This is a genomic window from Rufibacter ruber (genome assembly GCF_014138425.1).
Taxonomy (GTDB): domain Bacteria; phylum Bacteroidota; class Bacteroidia; order Cytophagales; family Hymenobacteraceae; genus Nibribacter; species Nibribacter ruber_C.
The window spans coordinates 88,753-108,257 of record NZ_JACJIQ010000015.1 but is presented as its reverse complement, the minus strand read 5'-3'; the positions used below and the strand labels follow the sequence as shown (position 1 = coordinate 108,257).

The 19,505-nt window shown below is 48.7% G+C and carries 16 protein-coding genes; 4 read left to right on the top strand and 12 right to left on the bottom strand.

The annotated features are described in order from the left end of the window. Positions 1-112: 112 nt before the first annotated feature. The 3 genes from FHS90_RS16600 (at position 113) to FHS90_RS16590 (ending at position 3,842) form a co-directional block, all read left to right on the top strand. Entirely contained in the window at positions 113-1,558 is a 1,446-nt protein-coding gene (locus tag FHS90_RS16600; protein WP_182513881.1) for an alanine/glycine:cation symporter family protein, read from the top strand. A 227-nt stretch (positions 1,559-1,785) separates the two neighbouring features. Beyond that, entirely contained in the window at positions 1,786-2,508 is a 723-nt protein-coding gene (locus FHS90_RS16595) for a pseudouridine synthase (RefSeq protein ID WP_066836568.1), read from the top strand. Between the two features lie 923 nt (positions 2,509-3,431). Continuing rightward, a complete protein-coding gene (locus tag FHS90_RS16590) occupies positions 3,432-3,842 on the top strand; it encodes a response regulator (protein ID WP_182513880.1) in 411 nt (136 codons plus the stop codon). Between the two features lie 114 nt (positions 3,843-3,956). Here the strand turns inward: FHS90_RS16590 and FHS90_RS16585 are convergent, their stop codons facing one another. From FHS90_RS16585 to FHS90_RS16535, 11 genes are all read right to left on the bottom strand, one after another. Continuing rightward, positions 3,957-4,250: a hypothetical protein gene (locus FHS90_RS16585; protein ID WP_182513879.1), complete on the bottom strand. Its 294-nt coding sequence runs from the start codon at positions 4,248-4,250 to the stop codon at positions 3,957-3,959. A 5-nt stretch (positions 4,251-4,255) separates the two neighbouring features. Next, entirely contained in the window at positions 4,256-4,429 is a 174-nt protein-coding gene (locus tag FHS90_RS16580) for a hypothetical protein (RefSeq protein ID WP_182513878.1), read from the bottom strand. 66 nt (positions 4,430-4,495) lie between these two features. Beyond that, positions 4,496-4,852, bottom strand: coding sequence for a hypothetical protein (locus FHS90_RS16575; RefSeq protein ID WP_182513877.1), 357 nt, complete (start codon positions 4,850-4,852; stop codon positions 4,496-4,498). Between the two features lie 123 nt (positions 4,853-4,975). Further along, complete coding sequence (locus FHS90_RS16570) at positions 4,976-5,779, bottom strand: hypothetical protein (RefSeq protein WP_182513876.1); 804 nt, start codon at positions 5,777-5,779, stop codon at positions 4,976-4,978. A 116-nt stretch (positions 5,780-5,895) separates the two neighbouring features. After that, a complete protein-coding gene (locus FHS90_RS16565) occupies positions 5,896-6,852 on the bottom strand; it encodes a hypothetical protein (RefSeq protein WP_182513875.1) in 957 nt (318 codons plus the stop codon). Positions 6,853-7,022: 170 nt separating this feature from the next. Next, positions 7,023-8,714, bottom strand: coding sequence for a restriction endonuclease subunit S (locus tag FHS90_RS22305; protein WP_220483096.1), 1,692 nt, complete (start codon positions 8,712-8,714; stop codon positions 7,023-7,025). Between the two features lie 6 nt (positions 8,715-8,720). Continuing rightward, complete coding sequence (locus FHS90_RS16555; RefSeq protein ID WP_182513874.1) at positions 8,721-10,160, bottom strand: type I restriction-modification system subunit M; 1,440 nt, start codon at positions 10,158-10,160, stop codon at positions 8,721-8,723. Between the two features lie 22 nt (positions 10,161-10,182). Next, positions 10,183-11,391 (bottom strand): PDDEXK-like family protein, encoded by a 1,209-nt coding sequence (locus tag FHS90_RS16550; RefSeq protein ID WP_182513873.1) that lies wholly within the window; start codon positions 11,389-11,391, stop codon positions 10,183-10,185. A 2-nt stretch (positions 11,392-11,393) separates the two neighbouring features. Beyond that, positions 11,394-13,781 (bottom strand): EcoAI/FtnUII family type I restriction enzme subunit R, encoded by a 2,388-nt coding sequence (gene hsdR, locus FHS90_RS16545; protein WP_182513872.1) that lies wholly within the window; start codon positions 13,779-13,781, stop codon positions 11,394-11,396. Between the two features lie 337 nt (positions 13,782-14,118). Then, positions 14,119-15,417 carry a DEAD/DEAH box helicase gene (locus FHS90_RS16540; protein ID WP_182513871.1) on the bottom strand — a complete coding sequence of 433 codons (1,299 nt, stop codon included), beginning with the start codon at positions 15,415-15,417 and terminating at the stop codon, positions 14,119-14,121. Positions 15,418-15,725: 308 nt separating this feature from the next. Next, the gene (locus FHS90_RS16535; RefSeq protein ID WP_066836592.1) at positions 15,726-16,175 is read right to left on the bottom strand and encodes a hypothetical protein; all 450 of its coding nucleotides are present in this window, start codon (positions 16,173-16,175) and stop codon (positions 15,726-15,728) included. 811 nt (positions 16,176-16,986) lie between these two features. Between FHS90_RS16535 and FHS90_RS16530 the strand changes: the two genes are divergently transcribed. Next, entirely contained in the window at positions 16,987-18,915 is a 1,929-nt protein-coding gene (locus FHS90_RS16530) for an ATP-binding protein (RefSeq protein WP_182513870.1), read from the top strand. Between the two features lie 60 nt (positions 18,916-18,975). On the opposite strand, the gene FHS90_RS16525 is transcribed toward FHS90_RS16530, so the two are convergent. Then, positions 18,976-19,329, bottom strand: coding sequence for a hypothetical protein (locus FHS90_RS16525; RefSeq protein WP_153042779.1), 354 nt, complete (start codon positions 19,327-19,329; stop codon positions 18,976-18,978). Between the last annotated feature and the right edge of the window lie 176 nt (positions 19,330-19,505).

The following is a 19,505-nucleotide window of genomic DNA, read 5'->3' as shown; positions in this document are numbered from 1 at the left end:
AGGTGGGCAGTTCTAAGATTTTTTGTTTACTTTGGACTGGGAATGGCACGTCTTGTCCTTTTCACCACCCGTTTCAACTGGCGCTGCCTCTTTTTCTGGTTAAACCTCTTTCATGGAAAAACTTATTGCCGACATCAACAATGTGGTTTGGAGTAACGCATTGATTCTTCTCTGCCTGGGCACAGGCGTTTACTTTTCTGTCAGAACCGGTTTCCTTCAGGTACGGTATTTCAGGGAAATGATCAGGCTCCTGTTTAACAATACGTCTTCGGCCACCGGCATCAGTTCCTTTCAGGCATTCTCTGTGGCCATTGCCGGGCGCGTGGGTACCGGCAACATTGCGGGCGTGGCCACCGCCATTGCCATGGGCGGACCCGGGGCGATCTTCTGGATGTGGATGATCGCCTTTCTGGGCAGTGCCTCGGCGTTTATTGAAGCCACCCTGGGGCAGATCTACAAAGAAGTAAAAGACGGGCAATACCGCGGCGGCCCAGCATTTTATATTGAAAAAGGCCTGGGTATTAAATGGTACGCGGTGATTTTTGCAGTGGCTACCATTATCAGCATGGTGTTTCTGCTGCCGGGCGTGCAGAGCAACAGCATTGCCCTGGGCATCACCAATGCGTTTCCTGTTCCGCCGGCGGTGACCGGGGGCGTGGTGACCCTGGTGCTGGGCCTCATCATTTTTGGCGGGGTGAAGCGGATAGGCAAAGTGGCCGAGGTGCTGGTGCCTTTCATGGCCGGCGCCTATATCCTGATGGCCCTGGTGATCATTGGCATGAACATTACCCAGGTGCCCGAGGTGGTGGGTCTGATCATCAGGTCGGCGTTTGATCTGGAGCCGGCGTTTGGCGGGGTCTTTGGGATGGCGGTTTCCTGGGGCGTGAAGAGAGGCATCTACTCCAATGAGGCGGGGCAGGGAACTGCTCCCCACGCCGCGGCCGCCGCTGAGGTGAGCCACCCGGTAAAGCAGGGGCTGGTACAGGCGTTCAGCGTGTATGTAGACACCTTGTTTGTGTGCACGGCCACAGCCTTTATGATCCTGTTTACCGGGCAATATAATATTGTGAACCCGGAGGGTGGTTTTCTGGTGGAGAATATGCCGGGGGTGGCCATTGGCTCTGAGTTTACCCAAAATGCTGTGAATGTCCATTTCCCGTCTTTGGGCGGTGGGTTTGTAGCCATTGCGCTGCTGCTGTTCGCGTTTACCACCATCATGGCCTACTACTACATTGCTGAAACCAACCTGAGCTACCTCATGAAGAAGGGCACCAGCAAATGGGCGCTGTGGGGGCTGCGGGCTGCTATTATGGCGGCTACGTTCTTCGGGTCTGTGAAAACCGCAGAATCTGCGTGGGCGCTGGGAGACATTGGGGTTGGCCTGATGGCTTGGCTGAACATCATTGCCATTTTGCTTCTGCAGAAACCGGCGCTACGGGCTTTAAAAGATTACCAGGCACAGAAGAAGGCCGGCAAAGATCCTGTATATGACCCTGCCAACCTGGGCACCAGGAACGCCGAGGAATGGCAGATGGAAGAGCGGGTAGCGGTGGTATAATCTGCCGTGTGCTGAATGGAATATTTGCGTGCCAGGGCAGAGATATCTTTCTGCCCTGGCACTTTTTTTTGACGCTGGCAAAGGGCATGAGCTCGTTTCTCCGTTGCTGCCCTGCCCCCATGAACCCGTTATGGCTTTATATGGCCTTTACCGGGCTCAAAAACAACAATGGGTGAACCTCTTTTAACCACTTTCGCTTTCCACTTTAAAAGTAAAATGCGCTAAGAATGAAATCATGGAATTCCTCCCTGCAGTATTTTGTGGTGCAGAAGGCGAGGCTGTCTAACAAAGAAGCCATTGAGGCGGTTCTGGCGGGGCGGGTGTTGGTGAACGGCCAGAAGGGGAGACTGCAGCAGGTGCTCAGGCCAGAAGACGGGGTAACCCTCAACGGGCAGGTCCTGAAAGCCCCACAGGCCTTTACTTACTTGGCCTACTACAAGCCCAGGGGGGTGGAGTCAACCCTGAACCCAGAGATTGACCACAACCTGGTGCACGCGTTGAACCTGGAGGAGCGGCTGTTCCCCATTGGCAGGCTGGACAAAGAGTCTGAAGGGCTTCTGCTGCTCACCAATGATGGTCACCTGTACAAGAGCATCAGCCAGCCCCAATACCATCAGGAAAAGGAGTATCTGGTGACGGTTGACCAGCCGCTGACCCCGGAGGCCCTGGCCCGAATGGCTTCTGGGGTGGTGATTATGGAACAAATGACAAGACCGGCACGGGTACAGCAGGTGGGGGAGATGACATTTACCATTATCCTGACGCAGGGCCTCAACCGCCAGATCAGACGTATGTGTTACCAACTGGGGTATACGGTGAACCGGCTGGTGCGGACCCGCATGGTGACGGTGGAACTGGGAAACCTGCCGCAGGGAGCGTGGCGGTCACTCACGGCACCCGAAGTGGCGGAACTAACCGCCCGCGTTTCTGGCCTGTTTTCAGGAAAATAGGTCAGAAACAGAGGTCTTTCGCTCCTCCCTGGAGTAGGTTGTATGATTTGCCTATGACGGGGCAAAAGACTTAAAAAGAAACAGCATCACCCTCTTCTTGTTCCGTAGCGTTAATACACGTTTCCAAAACTGCTTCTGCTGAACCATTCTCTGCCTTTTCTCGCCGGTAATACCCTGATTTTGATTAGAGCTATCTTCTCATCTCTGGCGCAACGTCTGCTTGTGTTTTGTAAGATAATACGCTCCCTGTTTCCGGTCTGTTTTCTGAAAAGTAGCCCAGAAACGGCGGGTCAGGCAGATATTTACCCTTTGGAATCCTCTTCCTGAAAAAAATAATCATTTGTGAACGGGTTCAACATCAGTGGTCTTGCGAGGGGAACTTGTTCAAAAATAATATAAAGTTAAATCCAGACGGCTTATATTTTTTATTAATATCCTTACATTTGGACATGATTAATTTGTGGTAGTGGTGAGCGTCTCTCTATTAAATCTCCTTGTCTATTTCGGATCTAAAAGGATTGGTACGTGAGTGGGATGATTGCCTGTTCAGAATCTAATTCCTGTCATTGATGGTCTACAGACGAATTTGTTAACTGATGCTGTAGGGGGGGCACCTAAAGGTTTTTCACTTTTCAAGTTTTACTATCAAAGGCAAAAACGTCAGGTTTCTGTTGGCTGATTCCATTCCACCTCCCGGTGTTTTTATAGAAACTGTTGTTTGTCTTGGAGTTAAGTCTAAGACTTGGCACGAAATTGGTTTAGCAGTGTGAAAAAAGATCTTTGGAATGTACCACCAGTGGCGCCTGCTTGGGGCGGGGCAGCAGGAGGGCGAGTGACCAGACCTTAGTGGAAGATGAGGGCAGGTAGGAGTAGGGGCAAAGGAGAGAGGCATCACACATGAGTAGTTTAGAACCAGTAAGAGAATGAGTAGATACCAGAAGGTTTTTTTAATTGATGATGATGAACTCCATAATTTTCTATGCGAAAGCATCATCCGGAGTTACAAGTTCTCTGCCTCTGTTACCAGTTTTCTATGGGCGGAAGAGGCTTTACAAACCCTTGCCAGCCTCTCTCAGGAGGACCCGGCCAGTTTTCCGGAGATCATCTTCCTGGACATTCACATCCCGGGAATGAACGGGTGGGAGTTTATAGAGGAATTCAAAAAGCTCCCGGGCGGGCTCATTCAGAACTGCCAGCTGTTTGTGCTGTCCTCGGCCATAGACAAGCAGAACCCTAGCCCCTCCCCGCAACAGTCAGTGGTGACTGACTATTTCTCCAAACCGTTTAGTCCAGATATCTTGAATATCATTTCTGATATGTATTTAGTGAGATAAAAGAAGTTGCTGTGGTGCTCCCCAGATTGCAAGGACGCCTGAATGCTGCTGCACTTCTGTGAACTGGTTTGTGCTACATTTCAGAAAAACAGGTCATAAACAGGGAAAGGGAGCCTACCAGGTTTTGATAGGTTTCCATTCCCTATTAAGGCCTTCTATGCCATATCGCAGGAACTGGGCGCCTTTTTCTGAGAACTTTACGGCCAACACCACTGAGACTTTTTTCTTGACGTGGTGCCAGGTTAGCCTATGGCTGATGTTCTCTGGCAGGTGCCATTTTCTGGTTGTATAGTTCGTCTCGTTTCTAAGGCTCACCAGGCAGGAGCTCCCATTTTCTTCCACCATTATCTGCAGCGTGAGAATGCCGCGCACCTGGGGCCGCGCTTTTTCTGGCAGGCCACTCAGCAAAGCGGTTAAGATTTCTTTGTTTGTTTGTTTGTTTGCTCAGCCATGATAGAATCTTTCTCAAGAGCAAACTGGTCAAAGGCGCATCCCTTGAATTTCTCATCGAAAAGGTGCTGCGCAGAGCTTTTGGCACGGCAGAAGAAAAAGAAAAGCAGCAGGAGAAGGAATGTCTTTTTAAGCATAGCAAGGTGTGTTTTTTCTAGCAAGATTACTGTTGCCCTCAACGCCAGTGAAGAAAGAAGCTTTTCTTAGGATAGGGTTACGTTTATTTCGGTGAGGCAGGCATTGAGCAGCGCCAGAAACTGGTTGAAATCTGCGGGATAGCTGTTAGAACCATAGCTTTTTAACTTTTGGTGTGGGGTTTGCCAATTCAGCTCCCATTGGTTGCCGTCACAGACCATTTCAACATACTTCTTCTTCCATCGGCAATTTTCAAGAAATGCCACCAGGTTTTGCCACGCAGGTGCGTCTGTGATGGAGACCGTTTTTTCCTGTTCTACATATGGCCCACCTTCGCTTTCAGCGCAATGCAAATGGCCGTCCTGCAGGCGCACCTTAAAGTTGCTTCGGCCGTAGCCGCCCAAAAAGAATTCAAATGCCATCATAAAAGGTTGTTTGGTACTCTGACTAAATCAGAAACTTAAGGATCGTTTTACGCCTGTTTTTCTGAAAACAAGCCTAAAACAGGTACCGGCTCAAACTGGTATTCTAGTGTTTGAGGATTGTCTCTAAGCCTCAGTACCTGGGTTAATAGTTGCTTTCCCGTCATAAATCAGCTTTTTCCCCATGGAGCTGAGCGAGCTTGCGGTGCGTTGGAAGCAGGAAGAAAGGACTTTCAGATCATTGGTGTAGAATAAGGCTTTGGCCAGGTATTCTGTCTCCTTTTCAGACCAGGGTTCATAGGCTCTGGGGTGCGAAAGACGAGCCTGTTGAACATTTTCAGCTAAGGTTTCAGTAGGTTTTTGTATTCCTAATTCACCAATCTTCCCTTTTAGCTGGTCTAGGGCTTTGGCCGATAGTTTACAAAATTTTGTTTCAGTGAAATAAGTCACAGAATCCCAGGGTTTTCCTTCTTGGGAAGACTTGTTTACAGCTGTTGTAGGTCTAAGCTCTGGGTTGTCTTTTAGCACCTGTAGCACAACCGGCTTTAGGGAGTTGTACTTGTACCGTGCTTTCAAGCAACCAAACAGTGGGCTGTCACTTACAGGTGTGTCTAAAAAACGTCTGCTCCCCAGAAAGAACCGAGTCAGGGCACTGTAGGAAGTAGTGAGATTAGCTGCTTTCAGCACATCAATAGCGGCACTTACATCTGCCTTGGTTAACTCAACAGAGGAAGAGCCTCCTGCATCAGATTGGCTCTTCTGCACAGCTCCAGGCTGGACAGAGCCAGACAAAGACACCAAAGCCGTCTGCAAGGCCCTGATCACGTTGCGGTCATTCAAAATGGGGTGGCCTTCCAGCACTTCGCCGGTGAAGGGCGAACAACCGGCTGCCAGGGCATCAATAATGGCAATGGCCTCTTCTCTGTTCATGATGGTATGTAATGCCTAATATGAATTTATTATTTGATTTTGAGTTCTTTACCCGTTTTGGACCTGTTTTTCAGAAAACAGGCCGAAAACGGAGAAGAGGTTAATGGGAGGAAGTTTTAAAACAAGGCCAGCTGGTTCTTGAGTAACTCTTTCTCTCTTTTCAGCTTCTTGCCCTGCGGGGTTTCAACGGTGGCCTGGCCGTCTTGTACGCTGAGTACAGTTAACACTGCGTAGGAAGAATGGATGACCAACCCTGTCTCAGAGAGTTTCCGTTTTACTTCTAAGCGACAGTCTATGCGGCTACCGCTTCTAAAGGAGACTGCCTTCTGGATGATGTCTCTTTTGAAGTCCTCGTCTTTCATGTAGAAATCTATGGGTTCACCGGTGGCGGCGTAAAAGCCTTTCCATTTGTAGGGGCCGGGGCTGAGCACGGGCGAGATGATTTCAATCTGGGCCTGCTCATCCAGCACCGAAGGCAACTCATCTGTATCTAAAATAAACTGACCGAAGTCTTTCTTTTGGAGCACCTTGGGCTGGCCTATTTCCTCATCCTGCTCATTCAATCTGGTAAAGGAGACGTGGGTTACTTTTGAATAGTGCTGTAAGGTCTTGTAGAAATTAGATGTATGCTTGACAATCTTATAGCTGTAGTTGCTGAGGGTATCTGCCGCTTTGGCCACATCTAGCGTGGCATGGGCCCGGTTAAACTCATTCACCTCCTGTTCCAGTTTCTTTATTTCAAGCCGCAGCTTCTGCTTTTGCAGTTCGTCTAGATCAGTGTCTGAATTGAGTTGGTGAGACACCACCGCGGTAATAACCCCGCTTAAAATGGAGGCCAGAATACCCGATAGAAACCGGTTTTTGGTGATAATTCTGAACTTCTCCTTTAAGCCGCCCTCTCTATAAGGCTCAGTTTCCAGCTTTATCTTAATGCCCAGAATGGCGGCTATCTCACTGGCTACGGCTAATAATTCTGCCTCGCACTTGTTCCGGACAGCGGCATCTATGGTGTGGGAGTCATCTGTGAAGAAATAATGCAGCTCTAGTTTGTGAAACAGGGAAAGCGGTGCCATGCAAGGGAGCTTTGAAATAAAGGATTTACGGATATTGAAGATAGCGAAATGGTAGAAAACCGCCTGAAAGAAGGAAACGATGCCGGGTAAATATTTCCGTTTTCGGCCTGATTTCTGAAAAACAGGCCGAAAACGGAAAAGGCTTGGGTTACATAAAACCGAAGGAAAGTTTACGCCTCCAAGACCGGTTCTTCCTGCGGTTGCAAGGCGGCTTGCACCACGGCCTGCATCAGGACCTCAGCCTGATGGTTAGACTGCTTTAGCTGGTTCTCCAGTTCATCACACATCTGCATAAGCTGGTCTACTTTTGCGACGATGGCTTCTTGTTCGGCGAGTGGAGGAAGAGCGACAGGTATAGAATTCAAATATTTTTGATTCATCTTTGGTTGAGCCATCCCTGTAATATATGACTCCAAATTGATGGAATTAATGTAGACTTCTAAATATCTTAAAATTCTAAAATCAATTGCATCAATAACATGAGCATGATTATTTACCCAATATTTCCCAGTGGCTATAAAGGCAATTGGTGTTGAGCGATTAATCAAATTTGCACCATCTTCACCTATTAGCAGTAAATCTTTTTCGAAGAGATATTTATCAATTTTATCAATCACTCCTGAAGCTCCATAGTAATCAAAATTACCTTTTCTATGTTCTCTTTCTGACTTTGATAATGGGACTCTCTCACTATCTCTATTTATGGTTAATTCACCAAATCTGTACCAATTCCAACCTTCAGGAAGTACTTCAAGTTTTTCTTTGGAAGGCAATGGATAGAATGATTCTTCTTTTCTTATTTTCTTCTCCTTCACCAGTTGCGCTTTCTCGGCCTGAATCTGTTGCAGGAGTTGGGCGGCGGGCTGCACGGTGGGGTTTTGCTGGCGCCACGCCGATGTAAGTTTGCCTTGCACCGCCAGTTGCAGAATGGTTTCGCGGAGCTTTTTCACGTTGGCCTCCTGGGTGAAGAGAAGCTGGAAATGCTCCTTCAGGAAAAGCCATTGCTGCTCCAGTTCGTCTGCCGGGGCGGTGGTGAGCGCCTGTAACGCAGCCTCGCCGAGGCTCTTTTGCAGCTGTATTCTTTCAAGGGTACCTTTCTCCAGTTCCTCAATTTTCTGCATCAGCTCTTCTACCCGCGCCACAATGGCTTCCTGCTCCGCCAACGGCGGAAGGGGAACGGGTGTAGTTCTGATTTTAATCCTTGAAATGTTAGGCTGCGCTCCTCCAGTTCCTTGGTCTGTGAATACAGATTTGTAAGCTTTCAGCAGTAGATGTAAGTATAGGTTACTTAAGCCGGAGTAGCAGGTGCAAGCACAAACTGCCTGATTAGTTGTGCCTTCAACGGCAAGGATAGCTGTTTTTCCAATTGTGGCACCGTACATGGCAATCAGCACATCGCCTGGCTTGTTTAACCGCAACGATGTTTTTTTGAGAGCAAGCTCAGTGATGCGTTCCTCAGAATCGTAATCTATAATTCCGTTATTTAGCTCCCCTGATTTATACCAGTTAATGTTTCCATCATATAATTCAGAATTTCCCCTACTTGGTGTTGCTCCCGCTCCCCAATCACCAAGTTCTCCAAGCCTAACCCATAACCAAGTTTCAGGCAAATCATAGGTTATCTCTTCTTCCTGAATTGTTTCTAAGGGCTGTTCTTTCCTAATCTTCTTCTCTTTCACCAACTGCGCCTTTTCCGCCTCAATCTTCTTGAGAAGTTCCGAGGCGGGTTCTACGTTTGGGTGTTGGTTTCGCCAGGCTTCGGTGAGTTTGCCTTGCACAGCCAGTTGCAGCACCAGCTCTTTGAGTTTGGCGGCGTTCTTGGGGTGCCCGGTGAGTTGTTCAAATTGCTCCAGTAGTACCATGCGGGCTTAGGCGAGTAAAGATTCTTCTAATGCGTGTACAATGTCGGCCTGAAGCGCCTTTACGCGCTGCGCCGTGGCCTGTAGTTTCTCCAGCAAATCGGCGGGGTCGCCCAGGTCGTTCTCCGGCGCGTGCGGGTTCTTGATGTCCAGGTTGTAGTTTCGGGCGGCAATGTCTTCTACAGACACGCGCCAGGCGTGCTGGTTCTCCTCGCGGTTGTGCCACCAGGCTTTCTCCAGATCAAACTCTTTGATGTTAATGGGTTTGCCTTTGTTGTAGCTTTTCTGCCCCGCCGGGTATGGATGCTCAAAATACCACACCTCTTTGGTGGGCTGGCCCTTGGTGAAGAAGAGCAGGTTGGTTTTAATGCTGGTGTACGGGTTGAACACGCCGTTGGGCAGGCGCACTATGGTATGCAGGTTGCACTTGCTCAGCAGTTCTTCCTTGATGCGGGTTTTCACGCCCTCGCCAAACAGCGTACCGTCTGGCAACACCACCGCCGCGCGGCCGTTGGGTTTGAGCAGGCGCATGATGAGGGCCATGAACAGGTCGGCAGTTTCTTTGGTCTTGAACTTGGGCGGAAAATTGGCATCAGTGCCCTCTTCCTCGGTGCCGCCAAACGGTGGATTGCTCAAAATAATGTCCACCTGGTCTTTGCCGGTCCAGCTGTCATAGGGGCGCACCAACAGATTGTCATGCCGTATCACGGGCACATCCATGCCGTGCAGCATGAGGTTGGTAGTGGCCAGCATGTGCGGAAGCGGCTTTTTCTCTACCCCCTGAAAACTGTTTTGCAGCGTCTGGATATCACTGGGGTTGCTCAGTTGCGTGCGCACGTGCTCAATGGCGCAGGTGAGAAAACCGCCCGTACCGCAGGCCGGGTCCAGCACAGTCTCGCCCATCTGGGGCGCAGTCATGTCCACCATGAACTGCGTGACCGCCCTGGGCGTGTAATACTCCCCAGACGACCCCGCGCTTTGCAGTTCCTTGAGCATGTTCTCATAAATGTCATTGAACAAATGCCGGTCACTAGACGAGTTGAAGTCTATCTGATTGATTTTGTTGATGACCTGCCTGATGAGCGTGCCGCTTTTCATGTAGTTGTAGGTGTCTTCAAACACCTGCTTCACAATCCAGCCCTGCGGGTCTGCCTTGGGCGATACCTCCAGGTTCTTGAGCGTCTCAAACAGCTCATTGTTCACAAATTGCAACAGCTCCTCCCCGGTCATGCCTTCTTCATTGGCCGCCCACTGGCTCCACTGCAACTGCGCCGGAATAGGTGATTTATAGTTCTCTATGGTCAGTTCCCATTCTTCTTCTTTGTCACTGAACACTTTTAAGAAAAGCATCCAGACCATCTGCGAAATCCGCTGCGCATCTCCGTCCACGCCCGCATCCTGGCGCATGATGTCTCTGATGGATTTGATAATACCGGAAAGGTTACTCATTGGTAAAGTTTGGTAAGCGTACTTATTTATTTTCTACTTGTTGTTTGAGGGCGATTAACTCGTCTTTGTGGGCAAGTAATATTTCTTCAACTGCATCTATTGTAGGTTTCAGTTTCTGTAAAAGGGACTTAATATCTCTTTCTACACTAAGTCTATCTAATTTAGTGTCTTTATAATTTATAACTTCTCTTTGTTCAAATAATACATAATACCCTTCCCATGGATATTTTTTACCTGATAGCGCAGGAAGTAATAACTCTTTGACTTTGGCTTTGAAGGGTTCAATACTTGGTGAGGCTGTGAGCTTTAAAAGTACATCTCTATCTCTAAAATGTATTTCAAAAAGTAGGCCTTCTGCGTTAGTCCAACCATTAGGTTTAGAGTATTTAGGTATAAATTCACTTATTGATGCTGGTAAGAATCTGACAAAGTTGGGTTGTTCAGAGCCTAATAAAAATCCTTCAGCTTTAACTACCTCATTAGCGACTTCTGCATATTCCTCGGCAGCATTGGGTCTATTTGCAAAAATATAATCTATCAACTTCTTGTGGTTCCGATAAATATCCCTTGCCATTTCATTGGCTTTATCATTGCCCATAATATTTCGTTTTAAAGATTTTATGTAGTCGTTAATGTAAATCTTTGCTTGTGTCGAAATCAAATCTTGGTATATATTTAATATTCTATCTAGAATAGTAATAATATTTCTGTAGGAGATAAAAGAATAAATGTCTGTTTCATGTGAACTTGTTTCTCCATAAGGTGTGAGGTAAAGGAATACCTGCCTATAAGTTGGTTCTGGAAACGCTGCTTGTATGATATTTTTGTATTCCGTAAGCTGTTTACCATTGTCCTTTGACCAGACCTTATTTTCAAGACAGATTACAAGGTTTGGGAAAGAAATTAAAAGGTCAATATGATGCCATTCCCTTCTAATTTCTACCTTCCGGTAATCTAACATTTCAGCATCCAGCGGAGTTACATTTTGAATTTTCTTGTCAAAAAAGATTTCTCGCAAGAATCTTTTTAAGAAAAGGTCATTCAAGCCATGGCTTTCTTTTGGATTTAAGAGCCACGCTAAAAAGTTGGAGTGCCTTATTTCCATGTTGTCTATGGCCAAAATAGAGAATATATTTGGCTCATTCAGCTCAAGTTCCAATCTGTCTAAATTGGTGTCTTTCATTAAAGCCAAATATTGCTTCTGCAGGTCATGTTCGGTTATTTCTGCCATTCCTATGCTGTTTTATACAACTCCTGCTCCAATTCCTGCACCGCTTTCTCAAAGTCTGCCTTCTTCCCGAACCGTTTTACAATCTCCATGGGTGTGCCCAGTTGATTGAGTGGCTTCACGTTAAGCACCGCCGTGGTTTCAATGGAGCCAATGCCTTCATCAGCGTATTTCTCCAACAGCGTCTGCAACACTTCTCTGGCACCCGCGCCATACTTCTCAAAGTAGTTGCGCTTTTTCACTTCCTCGGCGCGCTCTTTGCGGGTGAGCGGCGGTCGGTCAAAGGCAATATGAGTAATGAGGTCAAAAGCATCCAGGTCTTTGCCAATCTCCTGTTGCAGTTCCTCAAACAACACGCCTTTCTCGGCTAATTCATTGATGATGGCTTCTTTGCGTTCGCTTTCATTCCACTTCTGTAGAAAATCATCCAGTGAAGCATATTCTAACAGCAGCTTATTGCGTGAGTAGTCTTTTAGAGACTCTGTGATTAATTTGCCGTCTGCGCCGTAGTACTGCACCCGTTCATTAGCCACCGTCACGGCTACATCATTGAGGTAGTATTTTCTAGGTTTGCCGGTGCCGGGGTCAATGATGGGCGGCGTTAGAGGAGGGGAATCCGGGTCATCTACGCCCTCTCCGGGTATAGGTTGCCCACCAGTAAACTCATCCTCTTCTCCTCCTTCTGGCGGGTTGGGAGGTACAATGGGTTCGTCTTCTTTGGGTTCATAAATGACCACGGGGTCGCCGTCAAAGTCTGGGTCAGCAAACAGGTTGGTCACCTTCCTAAAGTCCATGATGGTGAAATACACCTTTCCATCGTCTTCCCGTAAGCGGGTGCCCCGGCCAATAATTTGTTTGAACTCGGTCATGGATTGAATGCCCGCCTCCAGAGCAATCACTTTCACCATTTTGGTATCAACCCCGGTGGTGAGCAGTTTGGACGTAGTGGCAATCACGGGCTGCTCCTCTACCACTGAGGAAAAGTTATACAGTTCTTTCTTGCCTATGTCATCATCGCCGGTAATGCGTACCACGTAGTTGGGGTACTGTTTCAGCATGTCACTGTTCTCATTCACCAGTGCTTGCCGCATGCGTTCGGCGTGTTCAGTGTCTACGCAAAATACAATGGTCTTGGCCATGCGGTTGGTGAGTTTGAGGTACTCAGAAATCTTTCTGGCCACTACCTTGGTGCGCTCATCTATGACCAGGGTGCGGTCAAAGTCTTTGGTGTTGTAAATGCGGTCTTCTACCTCATGGCCATACTTGTCTACTTTTCCTTTCTCGGGACGGTAGCCGTCATCTACGTTCAGGCTTAGGCGCACTACTTTATAAGGAGCCAAGAAGCCGTCTTCAATGCCTTGCTTTAAAGAGTAGGTGTAAATGGGTTCCCCGAAGTACGTGATATTAGAGGTTTCCTTCGTTTCCTTGGGCGTGGCGGTCATGCCCAGGTGCACCGCCTTGTCAAAATACGTCAGCACCTCACGCCAGGCAGATTCTTCCTTGGCGCTGCCACGGTGGCACTCATCTACCACCACCAGGTCAAAGAAGTCACGGGAGAATTGCTTGAAGACGTTTTTCTCTTCCTCTGCCCCCGTAAGGCCTTGGTAGAGCGCAAAGTAAATCTGGTATGACTTGTCCACCTCGCGGTTCTGGATCTTGGTCATAATATCTGACCCAAACGGCCGGAAGTCGCCAGTCTTGGTCTGGTCCACCAGAATGTTGCGGTCGGCCAGGTACAAAACCCGTTTTATGGTCTTAGCTTTCCAGAGTCGCCAGATAATTTGAAAAGCCGTATAGGTTTTGCCCGTGCCGGTGGCCATCACCAACAAGAGGCGTTTCTCTCCTCGGGCCACGGCTTCAATGGTGCGGTTAATAGCTATCTGTTGGTAATAGCGCGGGGCTAGGCCTGTTTCGTCTTTGTGGTTTTCTTCCTTAACAATCTCTTGCTGCGGCTGGCTTAATCCTTTATGGGCCGCATAACGCTGCCAGAGTTCTTCCGGAGACGGAAAGCCACTCAAAGGAATCTCTGTCTCTACCTGCCCTTCTTCTTTAGTGGTGTCAAATTCCAGAAATGCATCACCATTGGAGCTATAGACAAACGGAATATCCAAAATAGCCGCATAGTCTTTGGCTTGCTGCATGCCCGCGCCCACAGAATGGTTATTTTCCTTTGCCTCAATGATGGCCAACAGCGTAGATTTATAAATGAGCACATAGTCGGCCCGTTTCTGTTTGCCTCTGGTGTACTTCTGCCCCCTTACAATAATTCGGCCATCGGTGAACGACCATTCTTCCCGTACCTGTTTCTGAATATCCCACCCGGCGGCTACTAAGGCCGGGGTAATGAATTTGGTACAGATGTCTCTTTCTGAGAGAGATTGCTTATTGAACATATATAGGAGGGACAGATATTTTTTTCTTTAAAGTAAGTTTAATTTTTTAATTCAGGAATAATGCGCTTTTCAGCTATAGATAATAAAAAAGGAATTACTTAGTTTTTCATCTCTAGACATGAAACAACATATGGATTCTATTTAAAATCTTTTGTTTAAAAAGTAATTTTATCTTCAGTTTCAAACATGTTCTTCTAAATCAGCCAGAAACAGAAGTTACCCTCTTTAAACCACATACAAACACGTTACGCCAGAGAGGGGGAAAGACGCTAATCAGCTTCTTGTATAATTGTTCTATAATTAAAATACACTACTGGCCACTACGGTAGCAGAACCTTTAACTCGCGCGCTCCACCTTCACTTTTTTCCCCTTTAGCTTTTCAGGTCTGAGCAGTTGTACGGCTTTTTCTAATTTCTTCCGGTTCACGGCTACAAAGGTGGCGTTATCCTGCACTTCAATCTTGCCGAGGTCCGCTTTTTCCAGGCCGCCTTTTTGCAGCATCCAGCCCACCACGTCTACCTTGTTCACCTTGTCCTTTTTGCCGGCGCTGAGGTAGAGGGTGTCCCAGAAGGAGGGGGGGGGCGGTGTGGCAGTGGCCGGTAACTTCTCCTGCGCCGGGAGGTGGGGCAGGTAGGCGGGTTTTTCGCCGGAATGCAGGAGCAGGTAGACCGTGCCCTTGGCGTTCATGCGGGCGGTGCGGCCGTTGCGGTGCAGAAACGTAGAGGCATCTGGCAGTTGGAAATGAATGACAAACGCCACTTCGGGAATATCCAGACCGCGGGCCGCCAAATCTGTGCTCACCAGCAGGTGCTGGGTGCCGTTCCGGAATTTGAGCAGTGTGCGCTCCCGGTCAGGCTGCTCCAGACCGCCGTGGAAGATGCCGTGCGCCAGCTTCTTTTTCTGGAGGAAGGTACTGACCTGTTCCACCGCCTCGCGCTGGTTGCAGAAGACAAGGGTAGGTTGCGTGCCAAGGAGGCAGAGCAGCCGGTACAGCGGCGAGAGTTTATCCTGACCTTCTACGGGCACGTACTTCAACAGCAGGTCTGGGGTGCTGGAGGTATCCTGAAGGAAGTTGAGGGTAACTGCATCCCGTAAGCCGGTAAACGCCGGAACCTGCGGCATGGCCGTGGCCGAGGTCAGGAGACGGCGGGACACCTTTGGCAACTGACCAATGATGTAGGCCATGTCCTCCTGAAAGCCCATCTCCAGGGCCTTGTCAAACTCGTCCAGCACCAGCGTGTGCAGGGTGTCGGCTTTTAAGTAGCCTTCGCGCAAATGCGCGGCAATGCGCCCAGGGGTTCCTATGACCACCGCGGGGGGAGAGGCCAGGCTCTTTTTTTCCTCATAGATGCCGTGGCCGCCATAGAAGCAGTCTACTTTATAGCCCAGGCTCATCTGTTTCAGGACCTGCTCAATCTGCTGGGCAAGTTCGCGGGTGGGGGCCAGCACCAGTGCCTGTACCCTCTTCTGGTTTTCTTGCAGGCGCAGGGCCAACGGCAGCAGGAACGCCAGCGTTTTACCTGACCCGGTGGGCGATAACACCACCACATCGTGTTGGGTAGCCGCCTGCACCGTGGCTTCCTGCATGGGGGTGAGTTGGGCAATCTTGAGTCGGTCCAGTATTCGCTGCTGCATGAGGTATGGGTTGAAAAGGTAAAGGTACGGTTTATCTGACCACCTTCTCTCCCTGCCGCAGATCAATCTCAGGAAGGGGAGAAGGAACCCTTTATAAATTTCAGCTACGGAAGCCTTCTTGAAAGGCTTCCTGTTTTGGGGCTGGTTTTGCAAAAACAGCCCCAAAACAGGAAGTTAAACCAACCCCTGATACAACCTGAAATGAAAACTGGAGAGCAGGACAGAAGCACTTCCCAAAGAGAAATGCCTGCTGTTGCTACGTTTTGCCTCCAGAGTCGGAAGTTTGAAGTCCTTTTTAAGAAAGTCACTTATCCCTGTTGCTGGAGCTGCTGCGTAAGGTCATCTACCACCTCTTCGCTCCATCTGGAGGCTATGTCAGTAAGCTCTGCTGACGACCACGGTTCAAAATATAATTTCTCCAGCCATGTTTTATCTGGGGAGGGGCCTACGGTATAGGAGGTGTGTTCCAGTTTGAAGAGGAGGTCTTTTGCCAAATCAAAAGCATCGGCCCCTGCCCGGTGAAAGCCCAGCAACTGCAGCCGGAGCCCTATCTGCGCCACGTTTCCGTTCTCCAGGCTGATTTCTTTGTCAGTGGGGTTCGTTTTGTCCTTCGTCCAGGTGTCTGCCATCTTCTCTAGCCGGAAATCATCAAACAGCGGGAATACCTCTGTCAGGTTCTGGTAAATGCGCTCTGCCAGTTTAGGAAGGATCTGGTTGTACAGGTGTAGGATAGAATCTTTGTCTTTATGGTCGGCCATGGTATCAGGTAAGAGGTTAGAAAGCAGCAGCATGACCAGTAGCCACTGCCATTAAACAAACTATGCGCTCCGCTGGGCAAGGTGTTGCCAGGAGGGAAAGAAAGCAGCCATAAGGCACTTTTCGGCTCAAAGAAACCCTATTGAAACCCGCTCAGGAGCTGATGTAAAAGTAAGCTATTTAGGAAGACTTAAAAGCAAACGCAGCACAGGGAATGAACGAAACCACCTTGAGCCAATAAAACCTGCAGAGAAAATGTGACGTTTTGAATGAGGGAAAGGAGGTGACCAGAGTAAGAGGGGTCTGATGAAGACATTCTGATTTTCACCACTGGGGTTTCAAACACTGGTAAGAGTCAATTTAGTTTCTGGCGCTGATGCTTGTGAGCGGGAAGCAAAAGTAAAAGTACGCTGTTTGCGTCCCGTAAAAAGTGAACGCCTCCCGTGATTTGTCTGTCCTTCACTCAGATACTTTATCATGTTCGCCCCCACGAAAACCTGAACAAAAACCTATCACTGGGCTGGAAGGCGGTCATAAACATCCTCAATCCTAAACATAGCCGTACCACCGCTTGTTTATTACTAGAAACACCTTGGTTTGTAAATGAATAAAATGGGTAAAATTCAATTATAAAACAATTTGCTAGACTCAAGATTGTACATACAACAATCTGTTTCTTTTTTGATTATCTTTGTAATGGCAGGGGATTGTTACCTGTTTTAGCTATTGGCAATGCTCTGGCGCATATTTAAATTATCTAAAAAAATCAAAATACGGCCTCTTGCGGTGGTTCTTGCTTTGGTGTGTCTGATTTTGGGCAAACCTTTCGCGTCTGGTGCTGTCTCTGGACCAGATAAAATCAAAGTAATTGATCCGGCGTTGGCCGCTAAAATTGACTCCCTGAATGAAGAAGCATTTGAAGTAAAGCGTCAGGATGTATCGGCCGCCCTGGGCCTTCTCCACAAAGCCCTTACCCTTTCCCTTCAGCACCAGTACCGGAAAGGAGAAGCAATCAATTACCTCTATGAGGGAGGGATTTACCAGCAGAAAGGCTACGCCAAGCGCGCCTTGTATTTGTTTTTTCAATCGGTTGAAATCAGCAAACAGCTCAAAGACACCTTTAACATTGCGCGTGCCAACCACCAGATTGCCAATGCCTATAGAGACGCCGACCGTTTGCCAGAGGCTGAAGTACTTTACAAAGAGGCCTTGGGGCAGTTTATGGCCCTGAAACAAGGGAAGGATGTCATTAACATTAAAAACAACCTGGCGTTGGTATTGCTTGACCGGGGCAGATACTCAGAAGCAGAAAAATACCTGCAAGAGGCCCTGGCGGAAAGCAAAGCCAGTCGGTACACCTATGGCCTGAAGAAGGCGTATTTTCACCTGGGGCTTCTGTACAAAGCCACCGGCGAGCTTGCTAAAGCAAGAAACTACATGGGCCACGCCCTGGTCATGGACCAGGAGAAACATGACAGTTACGGCCTCTCCCTGGCTACGGGGCACCTGGCAGTGATTGCCAGTGAGGAGGGGAAGAATGCCGAAGCCGAAAACCTGGCCCTGGCATCGCTCCGGTACGCCCGGGAAATCAAAGCCACCCAGTTGGAGATAGAGGCGCTGGAGCGACTGGCTTCCATTAACCAGTCACGCAACCACCTGCAACACGTCATTGCCTGGCAAGACAGTCTGGTGCGGAAACAGGCAGAACTCTATGAGACCGAGCGAACCGAAGCCATCAACATGCTGGACCTGCTCAAAGAGAAGCAGGAAAAACAGGCGGCTTTTGAAAAACAAACCTTACTGGCCGCCCAAAAGGCAGAGGTGACCCATCTTATCCTTCAGGTGTCTCTGGTGGCTTCAGTGGTGTTGCTGGCAATTGCCTACTTCTGGTACCGTAACTTTAAAAGGGCGCGCTCTATAGGGAAGGAGTTAGCCGTGAAGAACCAGGTAATCCAGAAAAGTTCTGTGGCACTAGACCAGTTAAACAAGGCCATCTCTAAACAAAACCTAAGGCTGGAACAAGCCAACGAGTTGAAGAACAAACTGTTCTCTATTCTTTCGCATGATCTGCGCAAGCCGTTGAACAACACCAAGGGTCTGCTGCACATCATCAACAGCGGCATGGTGACGCAGGAGCAGTACGCGCCCAAGCTGGAGGAGCTGGAGAAACAGTACGTACGGTCTTCAGACCTGCTGGAAAATCTTCTGGTATGGATTAAAAGCCAGCTGGAAGGGGCGCAGGTGCAAGTGCGGGAGGTGGCCTTGTCATCGCTTTTGCAAGACGTTGTCATAGACCATGAAGAAGCCTTGGCCGCTAAATCTGTGGTGGTCAGGAACCAGGTGCAGGAGGACCTTTCGGTGCTGGGGGATCCGGAGATGCTGAAAGTGGTTTTCAGGAACTTGCTGTCTAATGCCATTAAATTCACCAAACAGGGAGGGGAGGTAACCATCACTTCTAAAGCCGTTGACGGGGTCACCATTGCCATAAAAGACCAGGGGGTAGGTATTAGCGAGGAGAACCTCCAGAAGATAAAGCAGAAGATGTACTTCACCACCGTGGGCACAGCCCGTGAAACGGGCAGTGGATTCGGGTTGATGATCTGTGATGATTTACTCAGGCAGAGCGGCGGAGGTCTCTCCATCAGCAGCACCCAGGGCAAGGGATCAGTATTTGCGGTGAACTTGCCTGCTTCGCTTCTTCCTCAGGAAAAAGGCGTGCAGCAGTCCATGTCTTTGATGTAGCTCCTGTGCCGGCTTTCTGTTTTGGGGCTGTTTTCAGAAAAATAGGCCAAAAACAGAACGTTAGCCCTGTTGAATGTGCTCCAGCGGCAATTCCAACTCCTGACCCGTCATGGCAAAGAAGAAGTTCTGGAGTTGATGCACATACGCCACCGGGGCACTGGTGGCAATGAACCCCCCGTTGAAAACAATCTCTTTATATTCCAGGTCTAAGGCCCATTGGCTGAGCTCCGGAAACATGTATTCATTCTCCAGCTCATTGTAGCTGGCCCCGGCAATCCAGGCAAGTGAAAGGGGAACGGGCGCAAAGGAAGTATCATTGCCACTGAGAAGGGCAATAAGGCGGGGGGCGTCTAGCATCACGGGTTTCCCAGATTCCAGCACAATGTTTCCTAGCCGTACTTCATTTGCAAACATGCTGCAAAAGTAGGCAAACCATTTCATACCACCTGAAAGAAAACTGCTCCTTTCTTTCAGCCGCTCTTGAATGAAAGGCAACAGAAGTTGATAAATCTTTGATTTTCCGGGGAAGACGGGTCCCGGAAGAAGCCTGTTCAGCATTATTTTGCCCTTGGTAACTTTAATAGCACTTG

Excerpts from the sequence above, each read along its gene's own strand:
- FHS90_RS16600 (WP_182513881.1), top strand. The coding sequence starts at position 113 with ATGGAAAAACTTATTGCCGACATCAACAATGTGGTTTGGAGTAACGCA.
- FHS90_RS16595 (WP_066836568.1), top strand. The coding sequence starts at position 1,786 with ATGAAATCATGGAATTCCTCCCTGCAGTATTTTGTGGTGCAGAAGGCG.
- FHS90_RS16590 (WP_182513880.1), top strand. The coding sequence starts at position 3,432 with ATGAGTAGATACCAGAAGGTTTTTTTAATTGATGATGATGAACTCCAT.
- FHS90_RS16580 (WP_182513878.1), bottom strand. The coding sequence starts at position 4,429 with ATGCTTAAAAAGACATTCCTTCTCCTGCTGCTTTTCTTTTTCTTCTGC.
- FHS90_RS16575 (WP_182513877.1), bottom strand. The coding sequence starts at position 4,852 with ATGATGGCATTTGAATTCTTTTTGGGCGGCTACGGCCGAAGCAACTTT.
- FHS90_RS16570 (WP_182513876.1), bottom strand. The coding sequence starts at position 5,779 with ATGAACAGAGAAGAGGCCATTGCCATTATTGATGCCCTGGCAGCCGGT.
- FHS90_RS16565 (WP_182513875.1), bottom strand. The coding sequence starts at position 6,852 with ATGGCACCGCTTTCCCTGTTTCACAAACTAGAGCTGCATTATTTCTTC.
- FHS90_RS22305 (WP_220483096.1), bottom strand. The coding sequence starts at position 8,714 with ATGGTACTACTGGAGCAATTTGAACAACTCACCGGGCACCCCAAGAAC.
- FHS90_RS16555 (WP_182513874.1), bottom strand. The coding sequence starts at position 10,160 with ATGAGTAACCTTTCCGGTATTATCAAATCCATCAGAGACATCATGCGC.
- FHS90_RS16550 (WP_182513873.1), bottom strand. The coding sequence starts at position 11,391 with ATGGCAGAAATAACCGAACATGACCTGCAGAAGCAATATTTGGCTTTA.
- hsdR (WP_182513872.1), bottom strand. The coding sequence starts at position 13,781 with ATGTTCAATAAGCAATCTCTCTCAGAAAGAGACATCTGTACCAAATTC.
- FHS90_RS16540 (WP_182513871.1), bottom strand. The coding sequence starts at position 15,417 with ATGCAGCAGCGAATACTGGACCGACTCAAGATTGCCCAACTCACCCCC.
- FHS90_RS16535 (WP_066836592.1), bottom strand. The coding sequence starts at position 16,175 with ATGGCCGACCATAAAGACAAAGATTCTATCCTACACCTGTACAACCAG.
- FHS90_RS16525 (WP_153042779.1), bottom strand. The coding sequence starts at position 19,329 with ATGTTTGCAAATGAAGTACGGCTAGGAAACATTGTGCTGGAATCTGGG.